The 14,725-nt window shown below is 41.6% G+C and carries 6 protein-coding genes; all 6 read right to left on the reverse strand.

Going from position 1 to position 14,725, the window contains the following annotated elements:
* Positions 1–358 precede the first annotated feature (358 nt).
* Entirely contained in the window at positions 359–2,809 is a 2,451-nt protein-coding gene (locus tag NU887_RS09790) for an ABC transporter permease (protein ID WP_258423182.1), read from the reverse strand.
* 125 nt (positions 2,810–2,934) lie between these two features.
* Entirely contained in the window at positions 2,935–5,391 is a 2,457-nt protein-coding gene (locus tag NU887_RS09795) for an ABC transporter permease (protein WP_258423183.1), read from the reverse strand.
* 291 nt (positions 5,392–5,682) lie between these two features.
* Positions 5,683–8,103: an ABC transporter permease gene (locus NU887_RS09800; RefSeq protein ID WP_258423184.1), complete on the reverse strand. Its 2,421-nt coding sequence runs from the start codon at positions 8,101–8,103 to the stop codon at positions 5,683–5,685.
* A 101-nt stretch (positions 8,104–8,204) separates the two neighbouring features.
* Positions 8,205–10,646, reverse strand: coding sequence for an ABC transporter permease (locus NU887_RS09805; RefSeq protein WP_258423185.1), 2,442 nt, complete (start codon positions 10,644–10,646; stop codon positions 8,205–8,207).
* A gap of 413 nt (positions 10,647–11,059) precedes the next feature.
* The gene (locus tag NU887_RS09810; RefSeq protein WP_258423186.1) at positions 11,060–13,486 is read right to left on the reverse strand and encodes an ABC transporter permease; all 2,427 of its coding nucleotides are present in this window, start codon (positions 13,484–13,486) and stop codon (positions 11,060–11,062) included.
* A gap of 238 nt (positions 13,487–13,724) precedes the next feature.
* On the reverse strand, positions 13,725–14,453 hold the full coding sequence (locus NU887_RS09815; protein WP_258423187.1) for a head GIN domain-containing protein: 729 nt from the start codon (positions 14,451–14,453) through the stop codon (positions 13,725–13,727).
* Positions 14,454–14,725: the final 272 nt, after the last annotated feature.

Raw genomic sequence — 14,725 nt, forward strand, 5'->3', positions numbered from 1 at the left:
TTCTAATGGTTATAGTGGTTGTAATTGTTATAATGGTTGTCGGGTTGTCAAGTTGTCTGGTTGTCGGAATCCGTCATTCTGAACCGGAGCCTGAGGAGGTGAAGAATCTCATTTTTCTGAGACTCTTCACTGCGTTCAGAGTGACGACCGATGTTTATTTCATTTTTCATTCTGAATCCGAAATTCTTAATTATTCATTCAAAATTCATCATTTCTGTAAATCTCGCTTATCGCTTCTCGCATCTTGCTTCTTTTCAAGAGGCTTGGTACTTGGTATATAATACTTTGTTCAATAACGATTTCTTCTCCTTTTCGCGAATCTGTCTCGTGTCTCATGTCTCGCTTCTCGCCTCTAAAATCACTCGTTTCTTAAACTGTCCACCGGATTCCGGATCGCAACTTTAATGGATTGGAAGCCGACGGTCAACATCGCTATCCCCGCAGCAAGCAATCCTGCAAATCCGAAGATCCACCAATTGACAGTTACCTTATAAGCAAAATCTTCCAACCATTTATCCACTGCCCACCAAGCAAATGGAGAAGCAATCAGGATGGCGATAATTACCAGTTTGACAAAGTCCTTGGAAAGCATGGCGACTATTCCCGCGACATTTGCTCCCAATATTTTTCGGATTCCGATTTCTTTTGTCCTTTGGAAGGCAGTGAGCGAGGCCAGTCCAAACAATCCTAGGCAGCTGATCACAATTGCAATAGCTGTGGTCAGGTTGATAAGCTTGGAAAGATTCCGCTCCTGGACATAAATGGCATCCAAGGCTTCGCCGTAAAACTTATATGAAAAGGTCTCAGGGGGATAGAAGCTGTACCATTTCTCCTCGATTTCCGCCAGACTTTTTTGCCATTGGGCGGGATCAATAGAGTTAAGTTTGATATTGAATGTGCCAAGATTTGACTTTTCGTGAATCATCACCAAGGGTTCAATTCCTGTATAAAAATCCTTGATATGGAAATCTTTGACCACACCAACAATAGGAAATGATTCCTCTTCCCTTCTATTGATAAATTTCCCGATGGCATCTTGAGGGCTTGCAAATCCAAAAGCTTCAGCCGCTGTCTCATTGATCAGATATTCGTTTGCAGCTTCTGAAGATTCAATATTCCTTCCGGCAACCAACTCCATATCATATACATCGAGGTAATTGGTATCAACCCATTTGATATTGAGTTGTCTTTCTGTGGAAACACCGCTGTTTTCATCCATATAGGCAAATGGACCCGAATTGTATTCAGGAGTAAGCGGTTCACTACCTAGGGAGACTTTTTGAACACCATCGATATTTTTTAATTCCTCCTGCAAAGGAAATGATTTGACCTGCAAGGCTGAGTCCCACAGTATTTTGATGGGAATGTCCACAAGGACTATCGCTTCTTTATTGAATCCCAGGTCTTTTTGCAGCACATATTTTAACTGTTGTCCTACAACCAAAGCACCAATGATGAACACTTGAGCTATGGTAAACTGAAATACTATTAGGCTTTTTCTCAAAGTCAACTTTCCTGATCCGGTATTGACTATAGTTGGACCACGCATGATATTGATAGGCCTGACCTTTGCGATGAGCCAAGCAGGATAAATTCCTGACAACATGGTTGCCAACAAGACAAGCAAAACCAAGAAAACAGCCGCTCCGATATGGTTTGAATACTCCAAAGTGCCTTGAGGAATGATATCTCCCAAAAGATTGAAGGCGAAATTTGAAAGGAAAAAAGCCAGGATAATTGAAAGCAAAACGGTGATCAATGTCTCCCCTAATATCTGGGAGATCAGCTGAACCCTTCCTCCTCCCAACGTCTTTCTGACACCTATTTCCTTACTCCTTTGAGGTAATTGCACAGTGCTGAGGTTGATGTAATTGATGCAGGCCAAGAGCAAAAGAAATCCGCCGATGCCAATGAGTCCATAAATCACAGGCTTGCTTGCTTTTCTTACATTATAGTCATTGATATGGGTCGAAAAGTGGGATTCTGAAATTGGAAGCAATTCATACCATTTTTTTACAGAGAGATTTTGGTCCCGGTTTTTGTTAAACTCATCCCATTTGGAAGCTGATAGTTCGTTGATCTGTTCCAAAACCGTCACCGGATTGGAATCTTCAAAAAACCTGAGATAGAGTTTATCCGATCCATTCGTATTGGTCCAATCGCCAAGAGCGTAAACTTCCGGCTTGAGGTAAATGAATTCCTGAGCGGTAAATTCCGTAGGACCTTCCAAGTCCTTGACAATTCCAGAAATGGTTTTTTGGATTTCCCCATTATAGACCAAAGGTTTTCCCAGTATTTCTTCAATTTTCAATTGGGGAAAATATTCCCTTGCCCGGTTTTCGGTAAGAACAACATTATTGGGATTTTCAAAACTTGAAGCGGAATTTCCCACCAACCAAGTATAAGGAACCATTTCAAAGTAGGATTCATCGACAGCCACTATTCCCTCCTGATCTTCGACGAGTATTGGTTTTCCTACCTTCTGAGAAATTTCCACGCTCCCTATCCACTGTCCAAAAACAGGGACAGCTTTCTCTACACCCGAAACTTCCTCCCGGATAGCCTGATAGATTGGTGCAGACACACCTCCATACCTGGATTCTCCTTCATCATAAACCGCCCCAGTTATGAGCCTAAATGTCCTTTCCTTATGAGGAAGGTCCTTATCATAACTATACTCAAAATCCACGATCCTGTAAATCATCCAGCTTGAAGCAATGCCAATCGCCAATCCTAGAATATTCAACCCTGTAAACAGTCTTTGTCTCCATAGGAAGCGAAGTGTGGTTCTCAAATGGCGGTGGATCATGGGGGTTTTATTTGGTTGTAATTGTTCTAATCGTTATCAAGTTGTCATTGTTGTCGGGTTTTCGGGATCCGTCATTCTTAATTATTAATTCATCATTATGAATTCTCAAAGCCTCGCTTCTCAAATCACTCGCTTCTCAAAGAATCAACCGGATTAGCCATTGCCGCACGGACAGATTGGACTCCCATAACTCCCCACGCTACCAACAAAACACCCAAGGCAGAAAATACAAAAATCTCCCAACCTAAGTCAATCCTGAATTGATAATCTTCCAGCCACTGACTCATGCCATACCAAGCCAGAGGCGCAGCAAAGACAAATGCAATCAAAACCAGTTTGGTAAACTCTTGAGAAAGCAAGAAAACTATCCCTCCCACACTTGCCCCAAGTGCTTTTCTGATACCGATTTCTTTTCTTCTTTGCTCTGCAGTATAGGCTGTCAAGGCAAATAAACCGAGACAGGCTATAAAAATGGCTATGACGGTAAAGGAAGCGAAAACATTTCCGATACGGGACTCAGCTTTGTACATATCGCCAAACTTATCATCAAGGAATGAATAGTTGAAGGGTTGACCCGGTGCTATTGACCTCCATTTTGATTCGACCAGATCTATAACTTCTTTACTGTCCTTGGCATTGAACTTAAAAGAGGCAAATCCCTGAGGCCTTTTGCTGGGATAAATCATTACGGCATTGATATTTTCCTTTAGGGATTCAAAGTGGAAGTTTTCGACAATCCCCACGATGGTCTTGTATTCCAAATCCATATTGGATAATCCATCTGTAGGATTTCCGGAAAAAGTGGCTATCCGCTGTCCAATCGGATTTCCTTCCAGATTAAAGTTCTTCAAGGCAGTTTGATTTAGTATCACTGCATTGGAGTCAGAAGGAAATTCCACGGAAAAATCCCTCCCTTCTATGATTTTCATTCCCAAAGTTTTGATATAGTCAAAATCAACAGACCAGTTCTGAAGACTTACCAAGTTCTCCTGCTGCTTTGGATCTTTGCCTTCACCCCACCATGGATTGTCTGATCTCCAAGTACCGGAAACAGGCAGAAAACCGCTGAATGTCCCCACATCCACCAAACTGCTTTGCACGATTTCGTCTTTGAAGGACTGCGCCTGATCTCCAAGGGCATAGATGTCCTCCACCATGATCACTTGGTCTTTGTTGAAGCCGAGCTCCTTTTTCTGAATATAATTAAGCTGACTGAATACTGAAACTGTGGCAATGATCAGGATAATAGAGATTGCAAACTGAAATACTACCAGGCTGCTTCTAACAGACCCACTTCCTTTTCTGCCGGACAAATTGCCTTTCAAAACTTTTATCGGTTCAAAGGCTGCAAGGAAAAAGGAAGGATAAATTCCTGCCAAAAGTCCCACGAAAAACGCACCTCCTAGTAAGCTAACGTAAAACAAAATGTCGGAATAAGGAATCTCCAATGAGCGGTTTGAAAGCTCGTTGAAAAACGGAAGCAAAAAGACAGTTATCGCCAACGCGACAATAAAAGAGAACAAACTCATCAAAAAGGTTTCGGTCAAAAATTGCCACATCAGATCTTTCTTACCCGATCCAAGCGCTTTTCTCACTCCCACCTCTTTGGCGCGGCTTGAAGACCTTGCAGTGGAAAGGTTCATGAAATTGATACAGGCTATCAACAGAATAAATACCGCGATGGCAGCAAACATGTAGATGTAGGTGATGTTGAAATTGGGTTCAAACTCACCTTGAAGGTTACTGTAAAGGTGGATATCAAGCAAAGGCTGAAGCGAATAATCAATTTTGTTTCCGCTTGATTCAAACTCCGTCAGGCTAAAACTTTCTCCCATCACCTGTCCCAAAGCCGGGACAACATGGGTTTGGATCATTTCCTTGAGTTTGGCATCGACAGCAGCTGGATCAGCACCTTCATGGAGTAAAAGGTAAGTGGGAAAATTATTGCTCAACCAAAAAGTGGATTGAGCTTCTTCCAATCCGGCTGCAGCCAAGATCAGATCAAAATGAAAATGGCTGTTGACCGGCATGTCTTCATAAACAGCTGTGATTTTATAATTGGATTTATTGTCCAAAATCAGGGTTTTGCCAACGGCACTTTCATTAGGGAAGAATTTGTCCGCGGTTTTTTTGCTGATGGCCATTGTATTGGGTTCATCCAAAGCACCTTCAACATTGCCTTCCACCAAGGGTACAGTAAAAACTTTGAAAAAGTCCTTACCGGCATAGACAACATCATTTTCCTTAATGTTATCTTCTTCCCTTTTGACCAAAAATGATCCCTGACTCCTAAAGTGAACTGCTGCTTCCACTTCAGGAATCTCAAGTGGCATGGCCTCAGCCATGGGTGCAGGGCATTGGATCATATTGAAACTGTTTCCGCCGAATATGATGTCGGATTTTACCCTGTAAATCCGCTCCGCATTTGTGTGATGCTTGTCGTAACTCAGTTCATTAAACAAAAACAGGGAAATGATAATGCAGATCGCTATACCAAGGGAAAGGCCTAGTACATTGATCAAGGAGATCGTTTTGGTTTTCCAAAAACTCCTGATTGCGGTTTTGAAGATGTTTTTGAACATAGGAAGAAAATTAAAGTGGTTGTAGTGGTTATGGTGGTTGTAATAGTTTTAATTGTTATCTGCTTTGCGTTGTCAGGTTGTCTGGTTTCGAGAACCGTCTTTCTGAGTGTAGCGAAGAATCTCAGATCTAATTGGTGGATTTGGTCTGTTGGTGGCCATTGTTGTCGGATTTTCTGGATCCTTCATTTTTCATTATTAATTCATCATTCCTAATTCCCATTTCCCCAAGTCTTTTTTCTTGCTTCTTGATTCTTTGCGTCTCATATCTCACGTCTCAAATCTTTTGTCTATTTATTCATCCGTCAAACTATCCACCGGATTTGCAATGGCTGCTTTTATTGCTTTAGATCCTACCGTCAATGCGGTGATCAGCAGGGAAACCAACATCACTGAAAAGAATAAACCGACCGACATCGGGGTTTTGTAGGCAAAGGAAGCCAACCATTCCTGCACCATGAAATAGGCTAGCGGAATGGCAATCACAAATGCCAGCAAAACCATTAAGATAAATTCCTTGGAAAGCATCAAAGTAATCTGTGTTACCGATGCGCCAAGGACTTTTCGAATTCCAATTTCTTTTACTTTTTGACCCACCATAAATGACACCAAGCCATACAGTCCGATACAAGAAATCAAAATGGAAAGCAATGCAAATATTTTATAGACCAAAGCCAGTTTCTGCTCGCTTTCATAAAACGCGGCAATAGATTCATCAAGAAAATTTCCGCTGTAAATTTGTTCCGGATATATTTCTTCAAACTTTCCCTGAATCGCCTCCAGTGTTGCCTTTTGCGCAGATCTGTCAAGGCGAACCGCAACTTGCCTGTAGTTCGGTTTGTTACTCGTAATCAGCAATTGCTTAATTTCTTCGCGAAGTGAATTGACCGTGAAATCTTTTACCACACCTGTGATGGGAACCCAATCTCCGCCACCTCCTAGTCGGATGTTTTTGCCGATGGCTTCCTCCGGGGATGGAATCAAAAGTTTCTTCGCCATGGTCTCGTTGATCACCACATTTCGGATGGTATCACTCATAGGATATCCCTGACCCGCAACAAATTCCATTTCATACAAATCAAAATAGTCCTCGTCTGCAAACTTGAGAAAAGCAGGAAAAACAATGTCCTTACTCTTGTTGTCAAAATAAAAATTCGAAGCGGAGTTGTTGTCCGAGGAGGGTACATCTGAAGCCATACTCGCTCCTATCACGCCGGGAATCCCCAGTAACTGCTGCTTGAATCCTTCAATCCGAACATCTGATTTGGAATCAGTAGGTACATCGATAAAGTAAACCGCATCCTTGTTAAAGCCAAGGTCAGTATTTTGAACCAGATTCATCTGTCTGATTGCAATCAATGTACCGATCATCAGGATCTGTGCAATGGCAAACTGCAATACCACCAAACCTCTTCTGATAGAAACGCCTCCTATCTCTGCGCCTTGAAACTTGTTTTTCAATGCGCGGATAGGCTGAAATTTGGAAATGATCATGGCAGGATAAAAGCCTGCAAGCAAGGTCAGGATAGAAATCATTGCCATCATAAAAAATAGAATTGGCTGCTGAAAGAAACTGATTGTAGCCGGGACATCTGCGATTTTATCCAAAAAAGGCAATAAAAGATTGGCTAATCCAAATGACAAAACAGAAGCCAGCGCGATGGTCAAAAAAGTCTCTCCAAAGGATTGCAAAGCTATTTGGGATTTTGAGCTGCCCATCACTTTGCGCACGCCGATTTCTTTGCTTCTGCCGATGGCCTGTGACGTGCTCAGATTGACAAAGTTGATCGAGGCCATAATCAGAATAAAAACCCCTACAATGATCAAAGTCTGTATCGTTGATTTTCTGACCAATCTTCCGGTCAGCGGCTCCAGATCAGAATTAAAATGGATATCACTCATCGGCTGCAGGTGATGCGTCCTTATTGAAGTTCCCCTACCTTCGAAGTGCTTTTTAGAAAAATCATCCAACTGACTCTGAATCAAAGTCAGATCTGCATTGGGATCCACCAAAACATAGGCCTGAAAATTACTCCCGGTACTCCCCCATTCTCCAAGATCATACCCAAATACATCCTGATGCGATCTGAGTGTCTCATAAGAAACCAAGATGTCAAAATTAAAATTACTGTTTTCAGGTATGTCCGCTACCACCGCACCTACTTCCAAATTCACGCCATTGGTAAGCTGAAGTGATTTCCCTTGTGCAGTTTGCCAAGATCCAAAAAACCTGTCTCCTTCTGCGCGCGTCAAAACAACCATTTCCGGTTGGTTCAAGACCCCTGCACTTCCTGCCAAAAACTCCAAGTCAAACAAGTCTGCATATTCCGATGTGGAGAAAAACAGAGACTCAGATCTAAATTTGTTTATTTCTGAAGGTTTATCATCCGATTGGACATTGACTTGAACATCATAATGGGAAATCACAGGTACCACCTTTTCAAACCTTCCCTTATCTGCCATCAAGGCATCCGGCACAGGATTGGAAACACCGGGTGTTTTTTCGGTAATGTTTTCATATGTATCGTGGGAGACAACCCGGTAGATTTTGTCATAATTGCTTTGAAACTTATCATAACTCAGTTCGTGCTGCACTACGATAAATAGCAACAATGCCGCAGTAATCCCAATAGTCAGACCGAGGATATTGATGGCCCCGATCCATTTGCTTCGTGTAAGAGAGCGCCAGGCGATTTTGAAATAGTTTTTGAGCATGGAAGAAATTGTTGTAGTGGTTGTATTTGTTATGATTGTTGTCAGGTTGTCAATGTTGTGTAGTTCGTTGTCAGGTTGCGTCACCCTGATCCTCCTTGATTTTAATCATTTCTAAGGCTTTCAATGGGATTAATGGTTGCCGCCCTATAAGCTTGGGAAAAGATTATCCCCAAACTGATCAATAAAACAGCTCCTACTCCAATCCCGATCGGAACTACTCCGATACTAACCCTAGAGGCGAAGAAATTGAGCCACAAATTATTGATGAAATAGGCTGATGGCACTGCTACCAAAACAGCGATCCCCAATAAGACCAAAAATGCCTTAGATAACAAATAGATGATCTGAGTGGTACTTGACCCAAGGGTTTTTCTTATTCCGATTTCCTTGATCCGCGTTTGGGCGGTATAGGTCGCCATTCCCAAGAGACCCAAACAAGAAACAAATACTGCCAAAAAGGAAATCAAACCGATTACGGAGGATACATCACCCAAAACCTGATGTATGAATAACAGCTCTTCGTCCAGAAATTTATAAGAAAACTTGGAATTTGGATTCACTTCTTTCCAGGATGATTCCAATGCCGCAAGTGTCTCAGCTTGGTTTTGGTTTGAAATTTTGACCAAAGCAAAGCCAAGTTGGTCTTCCCTGTTTCGCAATACCAAGCTTTGCATTTCTCTGATGGAAGGAAGAAACTGAAAATCCCTGACCACTCCTGCTACCTGCAAATTTTGGTATTCACCATTATTGTTTATTGTAAATTGCTTGCCGACTGCCTCATCTGCACTTCCGAATTTGAATTCACCAACCGCCTTTTCGTTTATCAAAACCAAATTGGGACTTCCTTCAGCAGGAAGGTTAGACCCTGCCAGGATTTCTAATTCAAAAACATCTACTGCTGAGGAATTGATGTCAAAAAAATTGGTGGAAATACTATCCATAGGAAAATCAGGGTTCACCACATCACTTCCAAAATTCCAACCTCCGGCAGGCAACAGCGATGTCGCCCCTACTTCGATGACTGATGGTGTAGAAGCTACAGCTTGGGCAAATCTTGAATAGTTCTCAGTGTTATAAAGCTTAACGGTAACAATGTTATCCTTTTCAAATCCATATTCGAAATTCAACATATGCATGGATTGTGACTTGATCAGCACCACTGAAATAATGAAAATCAGAGAAATGGAAAACTGCACTACCAATAGGATATTTCTGATCCTCAAGTTTTTGAACAATCTGACACCACTTAATTTGTTGAATAAATTAATGGGATTCAGTTTGGACACATAGGAAGCCGGAAGCAATCCTGCCAAAATCCCAACAGCTATACTGAAACCTATAAAAATCAATATTGCTGGTAGATTTTGATCAAAGGATATCTTGAGATACTTGTCAAAAGTCATTCCTGCCACACCTTTTTGGAGCAATTGGAGCAGAAAGAAAGCCAAGACCAATGAACAAAGAGAGATAACCACAGCTTCAGTAATAAACTGCGCAAAAATCTGTGTCTTGCTTGCACCTGAAACCTTCCTGATACCTACTTCTCTGATCCTAGTGAGTGCTCTGGCTACCGACATATTGGTATAGTTCAGACAGGCTGAAATCATTACAATGATACAAAGCACGCCCAATATCAACAGGACTACTTTTGGAATCCCAACATGGGTCGTGTTTCCAATTATCCCCATTGGGTTAATTTCACTCAAAGCAACAGCTTTAAAAGAATGCTTGTCTTCAAATTTTGCCCCATATATTTCCTCAGAAACTTTATCAAGAATTGACTGAAAGTCGCTTTTTTTCTTTCCTTCCTCCAATAGCACATAAGTATAATTGGTCCAAACGTTGTTCCAATCCTGCTCATCTGTAGCCATTACCGATCCTTCCGGTAAGGATTTCATTGTACTCATTGAGGCCAAAAGTTTGAAGGGTAGATGGGTTTTGCCGGGATTGGGGTTGAGTACACCTGTGATGGTAAAGTAGCCGAAATCAGTTTCAATATTGCCTTCCTCGATATCGGTGGCCCTGATATCTTTGTCATGGAAAGCAACTGTTTTGCCAAGGGCTGATTCATTTTTAAATAATATCTCCGCCAACTCTGAAGTGATGACCAGAGAAAAAGGTTTTTTCAGTGCTGTTTCGGGATTTCCTTCCCTGAAAGAAAAATCAAGTATTTTAAAAATGTTCTCATCAGCAAAATAACCTCCTCCTGATGCAAACTTATCTTCATAGATGACATCTCCCCCTATTTCACTGTTGAGGGCTGAAGCCTCAGCTATGATAGGGTATTCCCTTTTAAGTTTTTCAGCCAAAGGCAAAGCAGAGCTCGCTGTTTCTCCTTGGTTGGTCTGGTACTCCGTCGAATGCACCCTGTAGATTCTATCCTTTTTGCTATGGTAGGAATCATAGCTATACTGGTCCATCACGATCATGATAATCAGCAAACAAATAGACATACTTACCGCCAAGCCAAGGATATTGATTATACTGAAGGATTTATTCCTTACGAGGTTTCTCCAAGCGATTTTAAAGTAGTTTTTGAGCATGGGGTCTATGGTTGTAGTTGTTGTAATTGTTTTCGAGTTTTCAATGTTGCCCGCTTGTCTTCGAATCTTGGTACTTGATACTTAATACTTGATACTATTTGTTATAATTGTTTTAGTGGTTGTAGTTGTTATCCGGTTTTCGGGTTATCGGAATCCGTCATTCTGAATACATTATTTTAGATTCGTCATTTCACACTATCCCACTTCCATGCCATCAGAAAAATGCCTTCTATTTATCAAAAAGGCTGTTTGTGTAATATTTTACTTAAAAACCCGAACATTTTTGTCCGCCAGTGGGCAAAACTGAAGTCTACGCTCGTTAAAAATGAAATCTCCGCCAGTATAAAACAAAAACCCACCGGGCAATAGCCAACGATGGGTTTTCTCATTCTAGGTTCAACAGGGTTTTTTATCTATTCATTCTTTATCGATTTGACCGGATTGGCCAAAGCCGCTTTAATCGCCTGACCTGACACGGTGATTGCTGCAATCAAACCTGCTACCAAGCCCGCAATCAAAAATACCTGCCAAGAAATCCCTATCCTAAAGGCAAAATCCTCCAACCACTGTGACATGCCATACCAGGAAATGGGCACAGCTATCAAAAATCCGAAAAAGACAAGTTTCATAAAGTCTTTGCCTAACAATGTCACAATATTGAAAGTCTCTGCTCCCATTACTTTTCGGATTCCGATTTCACGGGTTCTTTGCTCGGTCTCAAAAGTGGTCAAACCCAACAAACCTAAAATTGAAATCAGTACCGCCAACCCTGCAAAAAAAGTGAAGATGGTCTTCACCTTATTTTCGGCTTCATATTGCCTGTTGAATCCTTCATCCACAAAAAGCGGATCAAAGGGATAATCGGGTCTCAACTGCTGCCATTCCTCTTTCAGGTAGGCCAAAGTCTCTTCTTTCTTGTCTGCATCTATTTTGATGGTCACAAGATTGCTCCGATCCACCGAAATCATAAATACGATCGGAACAATAGGCTGATGAAGCGATTCAAAATGAAAATCCTTCATTACACCTGTCACATAACCTTTTCTGCCGCCATAGTTGAATTGCTTTCCAACAGCTTCCTCAGGACTTAACCAACCGATGGCCCTGATAGCCGCTTCATTTAAGACAAATGCTTCTGTAGAATCTGTCGCCTGTAAATAATCGAAGGTCCTGCCTGCCACAATCGGAATACCAAATGTCTGGGTAAAATTATGGGCAACATGGATATCTGCGATCCGCACATTGACCTGACTCAACTCACCGTTGACTTCTGCAGAAGCGCCTTGCGAATCGAGCAACCTGCCTGATGGAACCCTGCTAGAAATACTCACTTCCCTGATACCGGGATGGTTTTCCAGCCGGTCCTTGAGGATCAAATAATTGCTTGTTATATTTTGATTGGCAGGCAGGACCACCAGATCATCCTTCTTGAATCCAAGGTCTTTGGATTGCATAAAATTGAGTTGGCTTATCACTACCAATACCGCCACGATCAGCATGACCGATATGGCAAACTGACCTGTAACCAAGGCTGACCTGAATTGCTTGTGTCCCGAACCAGCTTTAAAGACACCTTTCAGGACTTTGGAAGGTGTAAATCCTGATAGAAACAAGGCAGGATAACTTCCTGATATCAAACCAACAAAGAGCGCCAAACCTAGCAATCCAAATAAGTACTCAGGATTTTTAATAAGGTTAAAACTTAATGCTTTATCCGTGAAATTGGCAAAAACCGGCAAGAACACAAATACCAGAATCACCGCAAAAACCAAAGCAATAAATGCCAGAACAAACGACTCTCCCATAAACTGCCTTACCAAACCGGACCTGTCAGCCCCCATCACTTTCCTCAACCCCACTTCCATAGAGCGCAGTGAAGAACGTGCCGTGGATAAATTCATGAAATTGATGCAGGCAATCAAAAGGATAAACAGCGCTACTGCCAGATAAACATAGACATAATCGATATTTCCGTTTGGTTCTATTTCTGAATCAAGGTTGGAATGCAGGTGAATATCTGTCAAAGGCCAAAGAAACAATTGGGTACCTTTGGAAGCAGGAACTCCAGCCTGATTTTCGCCCATATGTCTATCGATCAACTCCGGCAATTTAGCTTCCAAAACTTCTGCTTTCACACCTTCGGCCAAAAGAAGGTAAGTAGAGAAATTATTGGAACCATAATTTTGCATCATCTGCTCCTCCCCTCCATAAAAATCCTTGACAGGCCGCATTGAAGCGAGGAAATCCACCTGAAAATGAGAATTGTCAGGAACATCTTCCATCAGGCCTCGAACCTGAAAAGGGACCCTGTTTCCGACAAGCTCCAATTCCAAGGTTTTTCCGATAGGATTTTCATTGCCAAAATATTTTTTGGCCATGGTCTCAGTCAGGATAATCGCATCGCTGAATTGGCCAAGCACATCAGATTTTCCCTCAAGCAGCTTCCATGAAAACACTTCGAAAACCTCCGGATCAGCGAAAAAAAAGCGCTCCTCTACAAACGCGTCATCATTGTATTTGACTAAAGGATTGAAATTGAAAAACCTTACTGTTTGTTCCACATCATCTCCAAAGTCAGATTTGATCAGTGGCCCAAAAGGCGGCGCAGCATGGCCTAGGTGAAGACTGATTTCTCCATCCTGATTGAACCAAGCCCGGGAAACCCTAACAATTCGGTCAGAATTTTCATGGTATTTGTCGTAACTCAGTTCATGCTTGACAAACAAAAGAATCAAAATACTTACTGCCATCCCCACAGCCAAACCAAAGATATTGATCATGACATAAAGCGGATGCTTTTTGGTATTTCTGAATACGATTTTAAAATAGTTACTGACCATGGTTGTAGAGTTCTAGTGGTTGTAGTGGTTATAGTGGTTGTAATTGTTATAATTGTTGTCTGCTGCGCGCCTGCCTACGGTAGGCAGGTTGTCGAGTTCTCATTATAGTCGAGATGTCAAGTCTTGAATCTTGCGACTTGCATCTTGTATCTCTTTTTCTTTTCGAATCCAACATTTTTAATTTTTATCATTCCGAATTCATCATTCCAAAAACTGAATACTGACCACTGATTAATGTCTACTGATCACTCTTTTTAATCACCCTTGCCGAACCTGTAGAGGATATATTGGTCCTCTCAGGATTTCCTGAATAATAGACATTTCCGGAACCCGTGGATTTCACATTCAGGTTTTCTACCATGCCGATGTATGATTGTCCTGATCCTGTTTTGTTGATGCTTGCTTCTTCAGCCACCAATTCAGACCCTTTGAAATCGCCTGAACCCGTTTGGGATACACTAAGCATTCCTACAGTTCCACCTGCGATGGACACGATTCCTGATCCTGTCAATCCCACAGATAGGTTGTCCGCATTTACATTTTTTAAAATGACACTCCCTGAACCTGTATTTCCCAGGGAAAGCGACCCTACAGAAATATCAGATTGCATCTTGATACTTCCCGAACCGGTGCTTTTCAAACCTTCCACCTCCCTGACAGTCACATAGACAGTCAAGCCGATATTCCGGTAATTGCCTTTTTCGAGGGAAATTTTTAAGGTATTGTTTTCAACTTCGGTGATGACTTTGTCCAGGGAAATGTTGGAGGATTCCAAGCGGACCTCGTCTTTGTTTCCCGTTTGGACGATGACATCCCAACTTCCGCCTGAGTATATTTTTGTAAAATTGCCCGGTGTACGGGTTTCGGTTTGTTGTGCCAAAACTGATATGGCAATAAAGAAAAGAGAAAAAGCGAGAATGATGGATTTGCTGTTTTTCATGGCTATAGAATAAGAATTGGTTTCCATATCTTTTTCAGAGATTGTGCCAAAGCCAAAAACAGGCTTAAAGAGTATAAATTGGCAATTTTAAGAACATTCATTGTCCGTACAGGACTGATTTTGTTCGCTCACGGTCAATAAATTGAAGGAAGACTTTGTGAATTTGGATTTAGGAATGCGGAAATGATTAGGATCTGGTAACTTCCTCATTTCTATGGACTCAAAGACCTTGAACCTGTTTTTTACTATTGGTTTTCCCGTGTTTTGATTTGATTCATTGTAATAAATAAATATTCAAA

The organism is Aquiflexum gelatinilyticum (genome assembly GCF_024741135.1).
GTDB classification, from domain to species: domain Bacteria; phylum Bacteroidota; class Bacteroidia; order Cytophagales; family Cyclobacteriaceae; genus Cognataquiflexum; species Cognataquiflexum gelatinilyticum.

Coding starts and splice junctions, on each gene's coding strand:
- NU887_RS09790 (WP_258423182.1), bottom strand. CDS start 2,809: ATGATCCACCGCCATTTGAGAACCACACTTCGCTTCCTATGGAGACAA.
- NU887_RS09795 (WP_258423183.1), bottom strand. CDS start 5,391: ATGTTCAAAAACATCTTCAAAACCGCAATCAGGAGTTTTTGGAAAACC.
- NU887_RS09800 (WP_258423184.1), bottom strand. CDS start 8,103: ATGCTCAAAAACTATTTCAAAATCGCCTGGCGCTCTCTTACACGAAGC.
- NU887_RS09805 (WP_258423185.1), bottom strand. CDS start 10,646: ATGCTCAAAAACTACTTTAAAATCGCTTGGAGAAACCTCGTAAGGAAT.
- NU887_RS09810 (WP_258423186.1), bottom strand. CDS start 13,486: ATGGTCAGTAACTATTTTAAAATCGTATTCAGAAATACCAAAAAGCAT.
- NU887_RS09815 (WP_258423187.1), bottom strand. CDS start 14,453: ATGGAAACCAATTCTTATTCTATAGCCATGAAAAACAGCAAATCCATC.